Origin of the sequence: Vibrio ezurae NBRC 102218, assembly GCF_000467185.1 — a bacterium.
Taxonomy (GTDB): domain Bacteria; phylum Pseudomonadota; class Gammaproteobacteria; order Enterobacterales; family Vibrionaceae; genus Vibrio; species Vibrio ezurae.
Genome location: NZ_BATM01000009.1, coordinates 52,421 through 71,260 on the forward strand (window position 1 = coordinate 52,421; position 18,840 = coordinate 71,260).

At 44.6% G+C, this 18,840-nt stretch carries 14 protein-coding genes; 10 read left to right on the plus strand and 4 right to left on the minus strand.

Features of this window, described 5'->3' with window-relative positions; all coding sequences use genetic code 11:
• The first annotated feature begins 238 nt into the window (after window positions 1-238).
• Together VEZ01S_RS05345 and VEZ01S_RS05350 are read left to right on the plus strand one after the other, a co-directional pair.
• Entirely contained in the window at window positions 239-1,528 is a 1,290-nt protein-coding gene (locus VEZ01S_RS05345) for an NAD(P)/FAD-dependent oxidoreductase (protein ID WP_021712991.1), read from the plus strand.
• 239 nt (window positions 1,529-1,767) lie between these two features.
• Window positions 1,768-2,652 (plus strand): amidohydrolase family protein, encoded by an 885-nt coding sequence (locus VEZ01S_RS05350; RefSeq protein WP_021712992.1) that lies wholly within the window; start codon window positions 1,768-1,770, stop codon window positions 2,650-2,652.
• 145 nt (window positions 2,653-2,797) lie between these two features.
• On the opposite strand, the gene VEZ01S_RS05355 is transcribed toward VEZ01S_RS05350, so the two are convergent.
• Together VEZ01S_RS05355 and mfd are read right to left on the minus strand one after the other, a co-directional pair.
• Window positions 2,798-3,580, minus strand: coding sequence for a peptidoglycan binding protein CsiV (locus VEZ01S_RS05355; protein ID WP_021712993.1), 783 nt, complete (start codon window positions 3,578-3,580; stop codon window positions 2,798-2,800).
• A gap of 151 nt (window positions 3,581-3,731) precedes the next feature.
• Window positions 3,732-7,187 carry a transcription-repair coupling factor gene (mfd, locus tag VEZ01S_RS05360; RefSeq protein WP_021712994.1) on the minus strand — a complete coding sequence of 1,152 codons (3,456 nt, stop codon included), beginning with the start codon at window positions 7,185-7,187 and terminating at the stop codon, window positions 3,732-3,734.
• A 228-nt stretch (window positions 7,188-7,415) separates the two neighbouring features.
• On the opposite strand from mfd, the gene lolC reads away from it, so the two are divergent.
• Genes lolC through lolE form a run of 3 tightly spaced genes read left to right on the plus strand, consistent with a single transcriptional unit; the run spans window position 7,416 to window position 10,553 of the window.
• Window positions 7,416-8,624: a lipoprotein-releasing ABC transporter permease subunit LolC gene (gene lolC, locus VEZ01S_RS05365; protein ID WP_021712995.1), complete on the plus strand. Its 1,209-nt coding sequence runs from the start codon at window positions 7,416-7,418 to the stop codon at window positions 8,622-8,624.
• On the plus strand, window positions 8,617-9,312 hold the full coding sequence (lolD, locus tag VEZ01S_RS05370) for a lipoprotein-releasing ABC transporter ATP-binding protein LolD (RefSeq protein ID WP_021712996.1): 696 nt from the start codon (window positions 8,617-8,619) through the stop codon (window positions 9,310-9,312). The genes lolC and lolD overlap by 8 nt, the downstream gene beginning before the upstream one ends.
• Window positions 9,309-10,553 carry a lipoprotein-releasing ABC transporter permease subunit LolE gene (gene lolE / locus VEZ01S_RS05375; RefSeq protein WP_021712997.1) on the plus strand — a complete coding sequence of 415 codons (1,245 nt, stop codon included), beginning with the start codon at window positions 9,309-9,311 and terminating at the stop codon, window positions 10,551-10,553. The genes lolD and lolE overlap by 4 nt, the downstream gene beginning before the upstream one ends.
• A gap of 121 nt (window positions 10,554-10,674) precedes the next feature.
• Here lolE and VEZ01S_RS05380 read toward each other — a convergent pair whose 3' ends face one another.
• The gene (locus tag VEZ01S_RS05380) at window positions 10,675-11,208 is read right to left on the minus strand and encodes a DUF2062 domain-containing protein (protein WP_021712998.1); all 534 of its coding nucleotides are present in this window, start codon (window positions 11,206-11,208) and stop codon (window positions 10,675-10,677) included.
• A 68-nt stretch (window positions 11,209-11,276) separates the two neighbouring features.
• Between VEZ01S_RS05380 and VEZ01S_RS05385 the strand changes: the two genes are divergently transcribed.
• The 5 genes from VEZ01S_RS05385 to kdsB are packed head-to-tail and all read left to right on the plus strand — an operon-like array spanning window position 11,277 to window position 17,202.
• Entirely contained in the window at window positions 11,277-13,496 is a 2,220-nt protein-coding gene (locus tag VEZ01S_RS05385; RefSeq protein ID WP_084621672.1) for a DNA internalization-related competence protein ComEC/Rec2, read from the plus strand.
• A gap of 32 nt (window positions 13,497-13,528) precedes the next feature.
• Window positions 13,529-15,277, plus strand: a complete 1,749-nt coding sequence (msbA, locus tag VEZ01S_RS05390) for a lipid A ABC transporter ATP-binding protein/permease MsbA (protein WP_021713000.1) — start codon at window positions 13,529-13,531, stop codon at window positions 15,275-15,277.
• 3 nt (window positions 15,278-15,280) lie between these two features.
• The gene (lpxK, locus tag VEZ01S_RS05395; RefSeq protein WP_021713001.1) at window positions 15,281-16,279 is read left to right on the plus strand and encodes a tetraacyldisaccharide 4'-kinase; all 999 of its coding nucleotides are present in this window, start codon (window positions 15,281-15,283) and stop codon (window positions 16,277-16,279) included.
• On the plus strand, window positions 16,269-16,448 hold the full coding sequence (locus VEZ01S_RS05400) for a Trm112 family protein (RefSeq protein ID WP_021713002.1): 180 nt from the start codon (window positions 16,269-16,271) through the stop codon (window positions 16,446-16,448). Before lpxK ends, VEZ01S_RS05400 begins: the two co-directional genes overlap by 11 nt.
• Window position 16,449: 1 nt before the next feature.
• A complete protein-coding gene (gene kdsB / locus VEZ01S_RS05405) occupies window positions 16,450-17,202 on the plus strand; it encodes a 3-deoxy-manno-octulosonate cytidylyltransferase (protein ID WP_021713003.1) in 753 nt (250 codons plus the stop codon).
• 94 nt (window positions 17,203-17,296) lie between these two features.
• On the opposite strand, the gene VEZ01S_RS05410 is transcribed toward kdsB, so the two are convergent.
• The gene (locus tag VEZ01S_RS05410; protein WP_021713004.1) at window positions 17,297-18,823 is read right to left on the minus strand and encodes a SpoVR family protein; all 1,527 of its coding nucleotides are present in this window, start codon (window positions 18,821-18,823) and stop codon (window positions 17,297-17,299) included.
• Between the last annotated feature and the right edge of the window lie 17 nt (window positions 18,824-18,840).

Consider the following 18,840-nt stretch of genomic DNA (forward strand, 5'->3'; position numbering starts at 1 on the left):
TTTTTGCAATAACAGCAATTTAATTAAGGTTATTTCGTCATTCTCGGTTGCTCAGCAAGGCGATTTGGATATAATGCGATGAATAAATTGATTTAGATCAATAAATGAGAGGCGAAACATAATCGCCCCAACAAATCTTTAACGTGAATACAAAGAGTTTTTCGATACTCAGCAAATTCTTATAAGGTGGCGTAGCCGCCTTAAGCAAAAATTATTATTAGAATCAAGGAGTGTTGAAATGGCACGAATTATTATTGTTGGCGGCGGCGCCGGTGGATTAGAGCTAGCAACTAAAATGGGGCGTAAGTTTAGACGCAACCAAGAGACAAGCGTGACCTTAGTGGATCGTAAAGCGAGTCACTTATGGAAACCCTTGTTGCATGAAGTCGCAACGGGTTCGTTAGACGCAGGTGTGGATGCATTAAGTTACCGTGCTCATGCTAAAAACCATGGCTTTGAATTCCAGATGGGCAGTTTGAGCGATATTGATCGGGAACGTAAGGTCATCATTTTAGAAGAGCTTAGAGATGCGTCGGGTGAATTATTAATTCCTCAGCGTGAGTTAGAATACGACTACCTTGTTATGGCAATTGGTTCTACTTCAAACGACTTTAATACTCCTGGTGTTCGTGACAACTGTATTTTCCTTGATAGTCCAGAGCAAGCGCACCGCTTTCGCGAAGAGATGAACAATCAGTTCCTCAAGTTGCATGCTCAGTCAGGTGAAGGTCAGGTTGATATTGCGATTGTTGGCGCAGGGGCGACAGGGGTTGAGCTTTCAGCTGAGCTGCATAACGCCATTAAAGAGCTGCGTAACTACGGTTTTGGTGATTTAGATTCAAGTAAATTAAACGTTAGCCTTGTTGAAGCAGGTGAGCGCATTTTACCGGCGTTACCGCCACGTATTTCTCAATCAGCGCATCAGGAACTGACTAAGCTGGGTGTGAATGTGCGTACCGCGACTATGGTGACGTTAGCGGACGAAACGGGCTTAACAACGAAAGATGGCGAAAAAATCCCGGCGCAAATCATGGTTTGGGCTGCGGGTATTAAAGCTCCTGATTTTATTAAAGATATCGCAGGTTTAGAAACGAACCGTATTAACCAGTTGGTGGTTAAAGATACGCTGCAAACAACACGTGATGATCATATCTTTGTGATCGGTGATTTAGCGCAATGTACGCAAAAAGACGGTAAGTTTGTACCGCCTCGCGCGCAAGCGGCGCATCAAATGTCGAGCCATGCTTTCAAGAACATCTTAGCGATGATGAACAACAAATCTTTATCGGCTTATGAATACAAAGACCACGGCTCTTTGGTTTCCTTAAGTAACTTCTCCACAGTGGGTAGTTTGATGGGGAACTTAACCAAAGGCTCTATGATGGTTGAAGGGCGCATTGCTCGTGTGGTGTATATCTCTTTATACCGCATGCATCAAATGGCGCTACACGGCATGTTTAAAACCGCATTGATGATGTTGGTGGGTCGTATTAACCGAGCGTTACGTCCAAATTTAAAACTGCACTAAGTGTGCATGATTGTTAATACCTATAATCATTGACAGAGAGGAGCATTATAATGCTCCTCTTTTTTTGTGTTTGAAGTGCCAAGTAGTCGCTTTACATCAAAGGGTTTGTTACCAGAAACGTGCACAGTATTGGTGGTGGATAATTAATATAATCAGTGGTTTACAACTTATCGTTTAACACTAAACTGTATATTGATAGCTTTAACTTTGCTTGTTAAACAAAAGGAGTGAACGACGTAATGACGCATACTATCCCTGCGCAAGTGCCTTTCTCAACGGGGAGAAATCTTCCGCAGTTAACGATTCCTGCGGGGGCGTGTGATGCTCACCACCATATTTTTGATCCGGTAAAGTTTGAATATCGTAAAGGAGACACCAGCAATATTCCTCCGGCGACAGTGGCGTGTTATAGGATGCTTAAAAAGCGCTTTGGCTTTGATCGAAATGTGATTGTTACACCGTCTGCCTATGGTTATGACAATCGCTGTACGTTAGATGCATTGACTCATATGGGAAGTAGCGCCAGAGCGGTGATTGCAATCTGTGAGCTGCCGAGTCGCGAAGAGTTGCAATTCATGCACCGATTAGGGGTACGTGGAATACGTTTTGCGATTTCCTCTGATGAGGATTTTAATGAAGGTTTCATTCGTCGCTGCGCAAAAGCTTTGTCTTTGTTGGGGTGGCATATTTGCTTTTGGATTAAAGCCGATCTGATTGTGCAGTTTCAATCTGTACTTGAGAGCTTAGAGTGTCAAATTGTGTTCGATCATCGGGGGCAACTGCCAGCCGATAAAGGCATAACACACCCTGCTTTTGACATTATGAGCACTCTAATGCAGCAACATAGAGCATGGGTAAAAATCTCTTCAGCTTATCAAGACTCTATCATCGGTGCGCCTCACTATAGTGACAATATTGCTATTGGCCGCGCTTTCGTTGAGGCGTGTGCAAGTCGCATATTATGGGGCTCAGATTGGCCACATCCAAGTGAATATATCAATAAGCGAGAAATGCCGAATGATGTCAGTGTGCTTGATTTACTTGCCGAGCAAGCGCCTACCACAGAATTAGTTGAGCAAATATTGGTGGCTAACCCCGCTAAGTTGTATGGCTTTGATACATAGCATTGATTCGTAGCGTTGATAGATAGGGTTGACACATAGCTTCGATGGCTGACCTAGCTCTGTGATTGAGATATTGAGCGTACAATTAAAAATGGCTTCCTCTTGAGGAAGCCATTTTGCTATCAGTTCTACGCCTTTGTTAGGGCTATTGCGCGACGCGTCTTACTTGAATGATCATCCCCATCAGTGGGTTATCAAGATAATGAGTTTCGCCACTGCGCATACGACGTTTTTGATCCATGCGGTAGCTTTTCAAGAAGGTCTCTTCCTCTTTCTTTGGTGATACTTGTTCGAGGTTTCCAGCTTGAACATTGGCATCGTCCGTTTCGGTATCTGCGAGTACTGAGAAGTTAGCGCTGTCTTTGAGTTCATCCGGCGTTTTTTCTGTAAAGGTAACGCTACGAACACTCGGTGCATGCAGATCCAATTGAGTTTCTAGGAACAAATAGTGTTGGACATACACTTGTAATTTGCCATCTAACTCATAGAGTGGGGCAGTTTTGTTTTGTCGTGGATTATCTGCACTGATCTTTGAACCATCGGCATTAAAAGTATTGGCGTAGTTTTTACCCGCCTGAACGTGAAACTCTGGAGCACTTGCTTTTCCGTGATCCCCTTGACGCCATGCTTTATGAAACAGCACTTCAAATCCGGCGTGACTTTTCAAAATATCACGCTCTTTGAGCAATTTGTAGTGAGAATAAGAGAGCATTTGCACGCCTTTCTTATGTCTGTAGGTAGCATTACTAAAAGGTTGACTACTTTGTAGATCAATCTTAGGTAGCTCATTTGGCCATGATTCTGTCGTGGTTTCTGGGTCAATTGAACGCTTGAAAATCAAGACTTCAACATCAAATTCTCTCTTTTGAGCTTGTGCTAAGTTAGGAATCAGCAAAAGCATCATCAATAGAGGAATAATTTTTTTCATTCTGGCTCCATGGCTGTCAAAGGCCGTTTATCTTTATGAATACATAAAGGTTATTGCTGTATATATGACAAGGTTACTATGAGTAAAACTATCATGAAAGAGCAATATTCCTTAGATTTACGCAGTATAGCAGATATCATTTTAATGCTGTTTATGAGACTCTATTTTTCGAAAACTCTTCAATTAACTGGTTGACGTAAGAGACTCGTTCACGGCGATCAACTAAGTTCTGCATGAATTTAATTTTAGTTGGTCCTTCCATCGCAAATTTATTGGGCTGGCTTTGCAGCAGTTTAACCAAATACATCGGGTTAATGTCTGCGTCAGGATAAAACTCAATGTATCCTCCTTTATCGTGCGCTTCCACTTTATCGACTTTGATTGCCGCCGCCGCCAGTCTAATTTGCGCTACCTGCAATAGGTTTTTTGTTGCGTCAGGTAATGGGCCAAAACGGTCGATGAGTTCCACTTTCATTTCGGTCAGTTGATTGTTGTTGGCAACACTGGCGATGCGTTTATACAGTGATAAACGAGTGCTGATATCGGGAATATAGTCATCAGGCAACAGCGCAGGAAGACGCAGTTCCACTTCGGTTTGCTCACGCAACAGGTCATCAAGGGAGGGTTCTTTCCCCTCTTTAAGTGCTTCGACCGCTTGCTCTAGCATTTCCATATACAAAGTAAAGCCGATAGTGTGGATTTGTCCGCTTTGTTCGTCACCGAGCAACTCACCCGCGCCACGAATTTCAAGGTCGTGTGTAGCGAGGGTAAAGCCAGCGCCAAGATCTTCAAGGGAGGCAATCGCCTCTAAACGCTTCGCTGCATCTTTACTGATGGCTTTAGGGTGAGGGGTGAGCAAATAGGCATACGCTTGATGGTGAGAGCGTCCCACACGTCCTCGCAATTGGTGTAGCTGAGCTAAGCCTAGGTTGTCCGCGCGATTCATTATGATGGTATTGGCTGTTGGGACATCGATACCTGTTTCGATAATGGTCGTACATACCAACAGATTAAAGCGTTGGTGATAGAAATCGTTCATTACTGATTCTAGTTCACGTTCACGCATTTGACCGTGTGCGGTCGTTACACGTGCTTCAGGGACCAGCTTGGCTAAATCTTCCGCTACTTTGTGTATGGTATCCACCTGATTATGCAGGAAGTACACCTGACCACCACGCATGATCTCACGTAAGATCGCTTCACGAACAATGGCATCATCACTTTGACGCACAAAGGTTTTTATCGCTAAGCGTCGCGCAGGAGGGGTGGCAATGATGGATAAATCTCGCATCCCACTCATTGCCATATTTAACGTGCGAGGTATCGGCGTTGCAGTGAGCGTCAAAATATCAACATCAGCACGCATCGCTTTCATTTTCTCTTTTTGTCGGACGCCGAACCTGTGTTCTTCATCGACAATTAATAGCCCAAGATCGGCAAATTTGATGTCGTCTTGTAATAGCTTATGTGTACCCACGATAATATCGACTTTCCCGTCGGCCACATCCGCCAAAATTTGTTTTTGCTCTTTGGCGCTTTTAAAACGCGAGAGCACTTCAACGCGAATAGGCAAGTTGGCAAAACGGTCTCTAAAGTTTTCAAAGTGTTGCTGAGCAAGAAGAGTAGTCGGTACTAACACCGCTACTTGCTTTGCATTATCAGTACACACAAAGGCCGCGCGCATTGCCACTTCGGTTTTACCAAAACCAACATCACCACACACTAAGCGATCCATGGCTTTGGCTTGGCACATGTCCGAGAGTACAGCATTAATGGCTTGGTTTTGATCGTCCGTCTCTTCAAAAGGGAAGCCCGCTTTAAACTGTGCGTATTGCTCTCGGTCGAGCTTAAACCTAAAGCCAGGTTTGATTTCCCGTTTGGCGTAGACATCCAATAGCTCGGCGGCCACGTCACGCACTTTTTCAGCGGCTTTACGGCGTGCTTTCGTCCATGATTCACTACCGAGTTTATGCAGTGGCGCTGTTTCTTCTGCGCCGCCAGAATAGCGACTGATCAGATTTAATGACGAAACCGGAACGTACAGCTTAGACTCGTTGAGGTACTCAAGGGTCACATATTCAGTGGTGATGCCTCCGGCTTCTAGGGTTTGCAGCCCCAAATAGCGCCCGATGCCGTGATCTAAGTGCACCACAGGTTGGCCAGGCTTTAGCTCGGCAAGGTGGCGAATAACGGTGTCACTGTTGACCGCTCGTTTGTCTTTTTTGCGTCTCTGTATGACTCTGTCGCCTAAGAGATCGCTTTCACACACTAAGGCAAAATTTGGCTCGGTGTGAATAAATCCATGTTCTGAGGAACCTAAAATAAGGTTGAACTTGTCTTTGCTGGCTAAGGCATCTTCTAAGTTGTTCACCGCTTTGGGCAGTATTTTGACTGGAGCCAATAATTCAATCAAGGCTTCACGACGACCTTCAGATTCTACTGAAAATACCACTTTACCCGTATAGCTTTCACTAAACTGTCGCAATGCCGACATGGGTTCTTTGGCTTGCTTCGCCGCAGCCAGTGGCGGCAGAGCTTGGATGGGTAAATTGACGCGTCCGGCTTTTTGCTCAATGGCGTCTTTATCTAATTTAACTTGAGGCCATTGTTTAATGGCTGAGAACAGCTCGTCTTTTTTCATCCAAAGCTCGGAAGGCTCGAGCAGTGGGCGCAAAGGGTCGACTTTTCGCTGATCGTAGCGATAGTCGACGTCATTTAAGAAGGTATCAATGGCCGACTCAATATCACCGACAGACAACAGCAACGTGTGTTGTGGTAAATAGTCAAATAAGGTTTCGGTACGCTCAAAGAACAGAGGTTGCCAATATTCTATACCCGCGGGCCATGTGCCTTTTGACACTTGCATATACACAGATTCTGGTTCACGTCGCGCGTCAAATTTTTGACGCCAGCGAATACGAAAGTCTTCAATGGCTTCTTCGTCAGTAGGAAACTCATGCGCAGGTAAAAGCCTGATTTCGGTGACATCAGAGATTGAACGTTGGTTTTCCGGATCGAAAGTGCGGATTGTATCAATCTCGTCATCAAAAAAATCAACGCGAAATGGGTCACTGCTGCCCATAGGGAAGAGATCTAAAATAGAGCCGCGACTGGCGTATTCTCCGGGACCAAAGACTTGGTCTACGTTGCGATATCCTGACTTTTCAAGCTGCAACCTTAGCTTATCTAACGAAAATAAGTCACCAGTTTTCACCATCAAGGTGTGTTGCAGTAAATATTCTCGTGGTGACTGTCGTTGTAGCAAGGTGGCGATCGGTACAATGACCACCCCTTGGCTTAGTGTGGGCAGTTGATACAAGGTCGAGATGCGATCGGAAATAATATCTTGGTGCGGAGAAAAATTGTCGTAGGGCAAGGTTTCCCAGTCTGGAAATACCGAAATAGGCACTGAGCTAAATTGCTCAAGTTCCATCTGCAGCTTTATTGCAGTTTGAGGGTCACTGACTACCAATAATATTGGGCTGTTGTGTTGTTTGGCGAGTTGCGCCACAGCAATTGAAAGTGATGCACCTTGTAGGTTACCTAGCTGTTTTCTATCGCCCGATGTGGACGCTATAGGTAAAGCAAAAAGCGAGTGGTTATCCATAAGAGTGTGAGATTCCAAGATAAAATGATCTGCGTAGTAATGTACCTGATTATCGTAAACCCTAGAGCGTTTATCTATGAATAACTGACTAAAAAATGCCGATTTGTGGTGCGATTGGTTAAATATTGACGTTTTGGGAATGATTCTGCTTAAAAAGAGAATCAAACACTACTCGAAGCCACAATTAGTGGTTACATTAATGACACTGTCATTATTATTCGGTTGGTTATGTTTCGACCCATTTCACTTTATGTTGGTTTACGCTATTTAAGAGGACGCTCGGGCGATCGATTTAGTCGGTTTGTGTCCTATATGTCGACCGCGGGTATCACTATCGGCGTGTTATCCTTGATCACTGTATTGTCGGTGATGAATGGTTTTGAAGGGCAGTTAAAAGGGCGAATTTTAGGCGTTTTGCCACAAGCGATTGTCAGTGATGCATCGGGTAAAACCGCCCGCACTGAGCAGCCTCCGCAGTTTATTGCCAATTTGCCACACTTGGCTAAAAGTGTGCCTGTAGTGTCTAGCGAAGCGGTTTTGCAAAGTCCTGACCACCTTGCTGCTGGGCAATTGGTTGGCATTGAAGGTAGCCGTGATGAACCCTTGCGTCAGTTTATGTTATCAGGGAGTGTCGATGCTCTTGAGCAAGGGAAATACCGCTTATTGATCGGACACTCTTTAGCGCGAACGCTGAAAGTGAAAAAGGGCGATAAAGTTCGCTTGATGGTGACCAGCACTAGCCAATACTCACCGCTTGGTCGTATCCCAAGTCAGAGGAATTTCACCATTGCGGGTATTTTTAATACGGGCTCGGATGTGGATGGACAGCTGATGGTTGCCAATATTGAAGACGCAGGGCGTTTGCTCAAAATGAACAGCACACAAATGAGCGGTTGGCGTCTTTATTTAGATGATCCTTTTGCGGTCAGTCAATTGGCTAATCAGCCTTTAAAAGAAGGTTGGGTATGGCAAGATTGGCGTGCTCAACGAGGTGAGCTATTCCAAGCGGTAAAAATGGAAAAAAGCATGATGGGCTTGATGTTAGGTCTGATTGTAGGCGTGGCGGCGTTTAATATTATTTCCGCACTTATTATGGTTGTGATGGAAAAACAAGCCGAAGTCGCCATTTTGAAAACCCAAGGCATGAGTAAGCAGCAAGTGATGGGAATTTTTGTGGTGCAGGGTGCCAGTAGTGGTGTTGTTGGCGCCGTTTTTGGCGGCGTTCTTGGGGTAACCTTAGCCAGTCATTTAAACAGCTTACTGCAAGCGATAGGCGTATCACTTTATACCTATGGTGGCTCGCTGCCTATTTTAATTGAGTATCAACAAGTTTTATTGGTGGTTGGCTTAGCTGTTTGTTTGAGCGTCGTGGCAACCCTATATCCTTCTTACCGAGCTGCATCTGTTAAACCCGCTGAGGCGTTAAGATATGAGTAATTTATTAGAGTGTCATAATCTACAAAAAACCTATATTGAAGGGAACGTTGATACTCAAGTTCTTCGAGGTGTGAGCTTTACTATTGCTCACAATGAATTAGTGTCAATTGTGGGCAGCTCAGGTTCGGGTAAAAGTACGTTACTGCATATCTTAGGGGCATTAGATGATGCCACGGTAGGCGATGTGCAATTTAACGGACAAGATCTTGGCGCGTTAAGCAGTAATCAGCAAGCGAAGTTACGTAATCAGCATTTAGGTTTTGTTTATCAATTCCATCATCTATTAGCGGACTTTTCAGCGCTTGAAAACGTGGCAATGCCACTATTAATCGGTGGAGAGAAACCAGAGAAAGCAAAGCAAGCGGCCAGAGAGTTGTTGACTCGTGTTGGCTTGGAACATCGCCTTTTGCACCGCCCATCCGAGTTATCTGGCGGGGAAAGGCAGCGCGTTGCCATTGCACGAGCTTTGGTCAATAAACCTTCTCTAGTGCTGGCCGATGAGCCTACGGGTAACCTTGACCATACCACAGCGCTGGGGATCTATGACTTAATGCGTGAACTCAATCAAAATTCGGGTACTGCATTTTTGGTGGTCACTCACGATAGTGAATTAGCTGAGAAAATGGATCGACAAATGCACATGAAAGACGGACTTTTGGTGCAGGTAAATGCAGAGGTAGGCGAGTGATTAACTCTTTATCGCTTTTTATTGGCGGTCGTTTTAGCCGCGCGAAACAGCGCAATAAGATGGTCTCTTTTATCTCATTGTCCTCAACACTTGGCATTATGGTTGGTGTGGCGGTGATTATTATTGGCTTATCGGCAATGAATGGTTTTGAGCGTGAGTTGGAAAATCGCGTCTTGTCGGTAGTGCCTCATGGCGATTTTACTTCGGTAAATGCGCCTTTAGAGGATTGGCCACAACTGATTGATCTGATAGAAAAACAGCCGCAAAGCATCGCTGCGGCTCCTTTTGTTACTTTTACCGCCCTAGGGGAAAAAGGCCAGCATTTAAAAGCCCTGCAAGTTCGAGGAGTAGACCCTAAATTGGAAAGCCAAGTCACTCAATTATCTCACTTTATTCAAGGTGATGCGTGGCAGCATTTCACACCAGGATCAAAACAAGTGATCTTGGGGCAAGGTATCGCGAAGCAATTGGGTGTGGATGTGGGGGACGGTATTTCGTTGATGATTCCCGTAGCGGCGAAAAACGGTCGTACTCAAGCACCAAAGCGAGTGCGTTTAACCGTCAGTGGCATATTCGCGTTAGGTGGGCAGCTTGATCATGGATTGGCGTTAATTCCGCTGCAAGATGCCCAGTCTTACTTAGCCATGGGAGATCGCGTTAGTGGCATCTCGGTGAAAACAACTGATGTATTTAACGCTTCAAACTTGATGCGCGCTATCGGTAATCGCTTACCAGTGTACGTGTATATTAATAGTTGGAAGCAAGAGTTTGGTTTCATTTACCGTGACATTCAGATGGTGCGAACGATTATGTACTTGGTGATGGTGTTAGTGATTGGTGTTGCTTGCTTTAATATCGTGTCGACTTTGATGATGGCGGTAAAAGATCGCGCCGCTGAGGTGGCGATTTTGCGCACTATGGGCGCGCCTGACTCGCTAATTAAAGCCATATTCATGTGGCAAGGGGTATTATCTGGCGTATTAGGCTCTGTAGCCGGTAGCGCACTAGGTTTATTGGTGGCGTTAAACTTGACTTCACTGGTGCAGATCATCGAGCGATTGATTGGACATAAATTCTTGTCTGGAGATGTGTATTTTGTGAACTTTTTGCCTTCTCAAGTTAACTTTATGGATGTGCTGATCGTATCGAGTACTGCGATTGTATTGAGCTTATTAGCCACATGGTATCCCGCAAGTAAAGCGAGTAAGTTAAATCCTGCAAGTGTACTCAGTGCCAAATAGAAAGGGCTTTAATGACTCTAACGAGTATGAATAGCGAGTATGAATAAAGAACCAAAAAAGCGTTGCTCAATGAGCAACGCTTTTTTTATGTCTATGTTTGGTATATGGCTTGTTGTGGTGATTATTTGGCTTTGCTAAATAGGCTCAGCTTTAGCTTTCTTTTTTGCCAACTGCGAACCACGGAGTATCGCCACAAGGCGCGAATACCAAAGTACCCAGTAATAGAAAGAACGACAGAGCAAATAGCACAACCGAGCAAAAATGGAGGACCAATGGTCGACATTTGTGAAATCAGGTAGTTCCACGACAGCTCGAAGTGGAAGGATTGGGTTGGCAATTGCATGACCCAAGCCCCTAATTTATATGCCAAGTAAAACATAATTGGCATGGTAATAGGGTTACTGATCCACACTAAGGCGACCGACAAAGGAAGGTTCACTCCAAAAGCAATGGCTAAACCAGCGGCCATGATCATTTGGCTTGGAAGTGGCACAAAGCACATGAATAGGCCCACAGCAAATGCACCAGATGCTGAGCGGCGATTCAATACCCAAAGGTTTGGGTTGTAGAGAACATTTCCAAATATCCTAAGCGCTTTTTGACGTTTAATCAGTTCATGGTCTGGCATGAAGCGTTGAATAAATTTTCTAGGCATGAGGGAAAATGGCTCTCTTACTAGGTAACTGGAATCTAATTTCGTTTTCAGCGACGATTGTCGCGGCAATGCACTGGCATTCTCATTATGAATTAGCCTGGCTTGTTCCAATACTTACAACGGTGTTGCTCTGTTGTCGATTCAAAATATACAGAGGAACTCTGGGCATTTTGTTGGCATTCATGATTAGTCTAGTACAGAGTGATGCTTTTGTACGAGACGTCAACACGTTGTTTGATTGCAGTAAGAATCTTACCATAGATATTCAGATAGACAGCACGCTTAGATCAAATCTTTATTTTGCAAATTCAGTAGTTAACGTAACAAAAATACACGGCTGTGATGGTGATTTTTCGGGACGAGTTTTGCTTAAAGTCCCCCTAGATTTAGCGCTACCGATGAAACTTGGGGAAACATGGCGTGTATCTGCGGACATAAAGCCGATCTATGGCTTGTTAAATGAGGCTGGGTTTGATGCTGAAAAACATTACTTTTCTCAGCGGGTACTTGCACAAGCTAAAGTGACCGAGGTCGTCGAGCGGATAAATTTAGCCGATTTAAGGGGGCGTTGGTTTCACGATATTTATCGACAGACCGTGAATTTTAAGTCACAGCCATTAATGTTGGCGCTGTTGTTTGGTGAACGTTCATTAATAGACAAACAGCAATGGCAAAATTTAAAGCAGACTGGGCTTGCTCATCTCATTGCGATCTCAGGTTTACACATTGGATTGGCCTATATAGTGGGTTGGTGGTTAGGGCATGGGATACGCATCGCTATGCCAAATCTGATATGGCTACCTGTGCTGTGTGCGGTTACTGTTGCGTGTTTTTACGCCTGGTTAGCTGGGTTTAGTTTGCCCACTCAGCGTGCGTTGGTGATGTGCCTGATTGCGTCGCTAATGCTATTACTGAGTTTACGTATTAGTCATTGGCGGGTGTTGTGGTTAACCCTTGCCATTGTATTGGCTATTTCTCCTATGTCAGCGGTGTCGAGTAGTCTTTGGCTTAGCGTAGGTGCAGTGTCGGTTATTTTATTAGCCTTAGATCATGCCAAAGCGGCAAATAATCCACCGCTAATGCGTACTGACACTATCAATAGGCGATGGCAGACATGGCTACGCGTCCAACTGTATTTGAGTTTAGGTTTAGCCCCTATTTCCGCGCTATTTTTAGGCGGAGTAGCGTGGCTATCGTTTGTGTTTAATGCATTTGCCATTCCTTTAGTTTCCTTTTACGTGGTTCCGCTATTGCTCGCAGGCATTGTGATTAACCCCGTTTCCGTATCGATAGCCCATACACTGTTTGTGATGGCGGATAAGGGCTTGGGCATATTACAGCTTTTAATCTCCAGTGCTCAGCCGTATTCGGTATTGTGGGTCGAGGCATCCAGTGCGCAGATTTTTTGTATGCTGATGGTGTTTTGTGTTGGATGCCTACGCGGCGTGATTCGTATAGTGGCACTGTGTACTGTGCTGGGATATGGCGTTGTCAGTAGCGCGTCTCTTCCAATGCCAACGCAGACGCCCAACTGGCAAGTGGATGTATTGGATGTAGGGCATGGGCTTGCGGTATTGATTGAGTCGGAAGGTAAAGTCGTGCTTTACGATACTGGAAGTCGTTGGCAAGAGGGTAGTATGGCTGAGTCTGTCATTGCGCCAATTTTGCGGCGACGTGGCTTAGGTATTGATGCGCTGTTCATCAGTCATTGGGACAATGATCATCAAGGCGGTATGGACGTGCTTATCGAACAGTTCTCGCCACGCTTTGTGTTTACGCCACAGCAGGCTATTCACACCTTACCTTGTATACAGGGACAATTTTGGTGGTGGCAGGGATTGCACTTTCAAATTTTGTGGCCACCAAAGTTGGTGACGCGCGCATTTAACCCTCATTCTTGTGTGGTTAGAGTCTCCGATGGTCGACATTCGATTTTGTTGACTGGTGATATAGATGCCGTCGCCGAATATCACTTAGCGCATCAGAGATTAAAATCGGATGTCATCATTGTGCCTCATCATGGCAGCAATACCTCTTCTACGACGCCTTTTATTAAAAATGTGGCAGCTGATATTGCGATAGTATCGACGGCTAAGCAGGGGCGCTGGTCGCTTCCTAGCCAAAAAGTTATCAACAGATATAAAACCTTGGGAACAAAATGGTTCGAAACAGGAAACCATGGACAGGTAACTGTACATTTTTTGAGTGATAAAGTGGGTGTCAGTACAATACGTCACCGACAAACTGATGCTTGGTATAGGCAGATTTTGCGTAACAGAGTAGAATAGTAATTAACTGAATAAAAAATATAGCAATTCTTATGACACAACTAGAAGATGAGTCGACATGGAAAACCTTTAAGCGACTGTGGAAGTACGTTCGCTTATATAAACTGGGACTGGTAATTGCAGCCGTTGCCTTAGTGGTTAATGCGGCAGCGGATACTTATATGATCTCTTTGCTTAAACCTTTGCTCGATGAAGGTTTTGGTGATGTAGAGTCTAATTTCTTAAAAATCCTGCCGTTTATTATTTTTGGCATGATTATCGTGCGGGGTCTGTCTGGCTTTGTTTCCACTTATTGCTTGAGTTGGGTCTCTGGCAATGTCGTGATGTTAATGAGACGAGCGATATTCAATCACTTTATGCACATGCCTGTGCCGTTTTTTGACCGTGAATCTACCGGTGGCTTACTGTCTCGAATTACCTACGACAGTGAACAAGTGGCCGCAGCAACCAGTAAAGCTTTGGTAAGCCTTGTCCGAGAAGGTGCAAGCATTGTGGGTTTGCTCGTGTTGATGTTCTGGAACAGTTGGCAGTTGTCATTGGTTTTATTAGTCGTTGCACCACTGGTGGCATTTGCCATTCGCGTGGTATCAAAGCGTTTTCGTAAAATCAGTAAGAACATGCAAACGGCAATGGGTCGAGTGACCTCGTCAGCGGAGCAAATGCTAAAAGGGCATAAAGTTGTTCTTAGCTATGGTGGTCAAAAACTCGAAGAAGAACGTTTTGACCAAGTCAGTAACAAGATGCGTCAACAAACGATGAAAATGGTAACGGCTCAAGCCGCCGCTAACCCTATTGTGCAGTTGATTGCCTCTTTTGCGTTAGTCACAGTGTTGTATCTTGCCAGCTTTGATCAAGTTAGAGCCGATTTAACGCCCGGTGCGTTTACGGTTATCTTTACTGCGATGTTTGGCATGATGAGACCGTTAAAATCATTGACCAATGTAACCTCTGACTTCCAACGAGGTATGGCTGCTGCGCAGACTTTATTCTCGTTAATGGATTTGAAAACAGAGCAAGATACTGGCAATAAAGAGATCACTCGTGCTAAAGGTTTAGTAGAAGTAAAAGATGTGACCTTTACCTATCAAGGAAAAGAAAAAGCGGCGTTATCAAACGTGAGCTTTAGTATTCCAAAAGGTAAAACTGTGGCCTTGGTTGGGCGTTCTGGTTCAGGTAAAAGTACGATTGCCAGCTTGTTTACCCGCTTTTATGAGGTGGATGACGGTGAAATTTGTTTAGATGGTGAAAACATCAAGCAGTACAAGCTGACCAATTTACGTGAGCAGTTTGGTTTAGTGTCGCAAAATGTGCACCTGTTTAATGACACGATTGCCAATAACATCGCCTATGCGGCTGAAGGCGAATATACTCGTGAACAAATTGAGCATGCGGCAAAACTGGCTCACGCTTTAGAATTTACCAAGAATATGCCCGATGGTTTAGACACCATGATTGGTGAAAACGGTGCCAGTCTTTCGGGTGGTCAACGTCAGAGGGTAGCGATTGCACGTGCTCTGTTGCGTGATGCGCCGGTACTGATTTTGGATGAAGCTACTTCTGCTTTGGATACGGAATCTGAGCGAGCGATTCAGTCAGCTCTGGATGAGTTACAAAAAGATAAAACGGTATTGGTTATCGCACACCGACTCTCTACCATCGAAAATGCCGATGAAATTTTAGTGGTCGATAACGGTGAGATTATTGAGCGTGGCACGCACTCTGAGCTACTTGCTCTGGGTGAAGCGTATGCTCAGCTTCATAAAATCCAGTTTGGTGACTAGAACTTGATACACATATTATGGTTTAGTAGCCACCCATTACGCTGGTTATTCTGGCCACTATTGTGGCCATTGAGCCGGTTATTTGCGTGGGTTAGCCAAAGCCGTAAACGGGCCTATATAGAAGGTGAAAAACCTAGCTATAAAGCGCCAATTCCCGTTATTGTTGTAGGAAATATTACGGCAGGCGGAAACGGTAAAACCCCGGTGGTGGTGTGGCTGGTGGAAAGCTTGCAAGCCTTAGATCTTAAGGTGGGCGTTGTCTCTCGTGGCTACGGCGCTAAAGCACCTTCTTATCCTTTATTGGTTAAGCACGACACTCCTGTTCAGTATTGTGGCGATGAACCGAAACTCATCGCCCAACGCACGGGAGCACTGGTTGCTGTTGATCCCGTAAGAGCGCATGCAGTGCAGCATTTATTGCAACACGATATTGATATCGTGGTGACGGACGACGGTTTACAGCATTACGCATTGCAGCGAGATATTGAGTTTATTGTTATTGATGGCAAACGCCGTTTTGGCAATCAGAACTTAATTCCGTTGGGACCATTGCGTGAAGGTATGCAACGTTTAAATGAGGTTGATTTCTTGATAACTAATGGCGGCGATGCCAAAGCCAATGAAATCGCAATGACCTTACAACCGTCGTTGGCCATTAACTTAGTCACCGGAGAGCAAAAGGCTGTTAAAGAATTAGGGCCATTAAGTGCTATCGCAGGTATTGGTCATCCCCCTCGATTTTTCGATACGCTAAAAAGCATGCAGGCTCAGCTAAATACCTGTACTGGGTTTGCTGATCATAAAGCGTTATTGAAATCAGATTTAGAGTCTTTGTTGGCCGATGGCGAGCAATTGATAATGACAGAAAAAGATGCGGTGAAATGCCGTGAGTTTGCAGACGATAATTGGTGGTATTTACCCGTGTCGGCGCAAATCAGCGATGAACATCGTCATAAAATCATGAATAAAATTCAAGAGGTATTAAAGGAATATGGATCATAGATTGTTAGAGATCGTTGCCTGCCCAGTGTGCAAGGGAAAGCTGACTTTTGACAAAGATAAGAATGAGCTAGTGTGTAAATTGGATCGATTAGCTTACCCTATCAAAGAAGGGATCCCAGTGCTTCTTGAGCCAGAAGCGCGCACCATGTCTATGGAAGAGGGACGTTAACATGGCGTTTACTGTTATCATTCCGGCGCGTTATCAATCCACTCGTCTTCCGGGTAAGCCTCTTGCGGATATCTGTGGTAAACCTATGATTGAGCATGTTTACCAACAAGCGATTCAAGCTGGCGCTGAGCAAGTCATTGTTGCAACCGATGACGAGCGAGTTGCAAAAGTGGTAACAGATTTTGGTGGTCAAGTATGCATGACCTCATCTGCCCATGAGTCGGGTACTGAGCGTCTTGCTGAAGTGGTGGATAAAATGGGTATTGCCGACGATCACATCGTGGTCAATGTTCAAGGTGATGAGCCGTTGATTCCACCTTCTGTGATCACTCAAGTAGCCGATAATTTAGCCGCTTCTAGCGCGCCTATGGCGACGTTAGGCGTTGCTATTGAAGATGCCCACGAAGCCTTTAATCCTAATGCTGTGAAAGTGGTGACGGATCAACAAGGTTATGCGCTGTATTTTAGCCGCGCAAGCATTCCTTGGGATCGTGATCAGTTTGCTCGTGATCAATCTGTGCTCAAACAGCCTTTAATGAGGCACATTGGTATTTATGCTTATCGAGCCGGTTTTATAAACCGTTATATTAACTGGGCACCCACCGCCCTTGAGAAAATCGAAAGCTTAGAGCAGTTACGAGTGCTTTGGTATGGCGAGAAAATCCATGTGGCTTTAGCAAAACAAACGCCACCACCGGGCGTGGATACCTTAGAAGATTTAGAAGCGGTGAGAGCATTGCTAACCCAGCGCTAAATACGACTTTTAATACTACGATCAATATATAAGGGAAGCGATGTGAGCTTCCCTTATTCTTGGCTGCAGAAAATTCTTAGCCGCGAAAAAACGCTTAGATGCTTTTGCCATAGTCACTGCGTTTAGGGCAAGTGGCTAGGATATCGCGATGCCCTGACTCTTTCAGCTCTTCTAAAATGACATCAAATCCCCACAAACGGTACAGATGCTTGAGGACGTCATCATAGCTTTTATCGAGTGGGATACGCTGATGCGGGATGTGTTGTAGTGTGAGTGAACGGTCGCCTTTAACGTCCACGTTCCATACTTGAATGTTTGGCTCTAAATTGCTGAGATTATATTGCGCTGCCAATTTCTCTCTAATTTCCTTGTAACCACTTTCATCGTGAATGGCATCAATTTCAATGTAGTTTTTTCGGTCATCGTCTTTGACGGCAAACAGCTTAAATTCCCGAATGAGCCTAGGCGATAAGTATTGGCTAATGAAGCTTTCATCTTTAAAGTTTTGCATCGCAAAATGCAGGGCAGGTAACCAATCACTGCCTGCAAGATCGGGAAACCATTCTCTGTCTTCGTCGGTAGGTTCTTCACAGATGCGACGAATATCTTGGAACATGGCAAAGCCTAAAGCGTACGGGTTAATACCATTGAAATATGGGCTGTTATAGGCTGGCTGAGCGACAACACTGGTGTGGCTGTGCAGAAACTCAAGCATAAACTTATCTGAGACGATTCCCTCGTCGTATAGGTGATTAAGAATGGTGTAGTGCCAAAATGTTGCCCAGCCTTCATTCATCACTTGGGTTTGTTTTTGTGGATAAAAATACTGACTGACTTTGCGTACAATGCGCACTATCTCTCGTTGCCATGATTCTAAAAGTGGCGCATGCTTTTCGATGAAGTATAAAATGTTTTCTTGTGGTTCGGAGGGAAAGCGTGTTTTTTGCGTAGCAGCATGTTCGCTGTTTTGCGGAACCGTACGCCACAGTTCATTCACTTGAGATTGGAGATAGTGTTCACGCTCTTGCTGGCGAATGGTCTCTTCTGCTATGGAGATTTTTTCGGGTCGTTTGTATCGATCGACACCATAATTCATTAATGCATGACATGAATCCAACAATTGCTCCACCTCATCAACGCCATGTTTTTCTTCACATTGGCTAATGTAACTACGAGCGAAGATCAGATAGTCAATGATAGAGTTTGCGTCGGTCCATGTCTTAAATAGGTAATTGCCTTTAAAAAATGAGTTATGTCCATAGCTGGCGTGAGCCATCACCAAGGCTTGCATGGTGACGGTATTTTCTTCCATTAAATAGGCAATACATGGGTCTGAATTGATGACGATTTCGTAGGCAAGTCCCATTTGTCCATGTTTATAATTTTGTTCGGTCTGTATGAACTTTTTACCAAAAGACCAATGGTGATAATTGATAGGCATGCCAATGCTTGAGTAAGCATCCATCATTTGTTCCGCAGTGATCACTTCTATTTGATTTGGATAGGTATCAAGTTGGTAGTGCTTAGCGACGCGTTTTATTTGCTGGTGGTACTGTTCTAATAAGTTAAATGTCCAGTCTGGACCGTCTGGTAGTATTTTTGACTGTGTTTGTACTGGCATAACGTATCCTTACTTGT

Bases quoted from the DNA above. Each gene is read 5' to 3' on its own strand.
- VEZ01S_RS05345 (WP_021712991.1), top strand. From the start codon at position 239: ATGGCACGAATTATTATTGTTGGCGGCGGCGCCGGTGGATTAGAGCTA.
- VEZ01S_RS05350 (WP_021712992.1), top strand. From the start codon at position 1,768: ATGACGCATACTATCCCTGCGCAAGTGCCTTTCTCAACGGGGAGAAAT.
- VEZ01S_RS05355 (WP_021712993.1), bottom strand. From the start codon at position 3,580: ATGAAAAAAATTATTCCTCTATTGATGATGCTTTTGCTGATTCCTAAC.
- mfd (WP_021712994.1), bottom strand. From the start codon at position 7,187: ATGGATAACCACTCGCTTTTTGCTTTACCTATAGCGTCCACATCGGGC.
- lolC (WP_021712995.1), top strand. From the start codon at position 7,416: ATGTTTCGACCCATTTCACTTTATGTTGGTTTACGCTATTTAAGAGGA.
- lolD (WP_021712996.1), top strand. From the start codon at position 8,617: ATGAGTAATTTATTAGAGTGTCATAATCTACAAAAAACCTATATTGAA.
- VEZ01S_RS05380 (WP_021712998.1), bottom strand. From the start codon at position 11,208: ATGCCTAGAAAATTTATTCAACGCTTCATGCCAGACCATGAACTGATT.
- VEZ01S_RS05385 (WP_084621672.1), top strand. From the start codon at position 11,277: ATGCACTGGCATTCTCATTATGAATTAGCCTGGCTTGTTCCAATACTT.
- msbA (WP_021713000.1), top strand. From the start codon at position 13,529: ATGACACAACTAGAAGATGAGTCGACATGGAAAACCTTTAAGCGACTG.
- VEZ01S_RS05400 (WP_021713002.1), top strand. From the start codon at position 16,269: ATGGATCATAGATTGTTAGAGATCGTTGCCTGCCCAGTGTGCAAGGGA.
- kdsB (WP_021713003.1), top strand. From the start codon at position 16,450: ATGGCGTTTACTGTTATCATTCCGGCGCGTTATCAATCCACTCGTCTT.
- VEZ01S_RS05410 (WP_021713004.1), bottom strand. From the start codon at position 18,823: ATGCCAGTACAAACACAGTCAAAAATACTACCAGACGGTCCAGACTGG.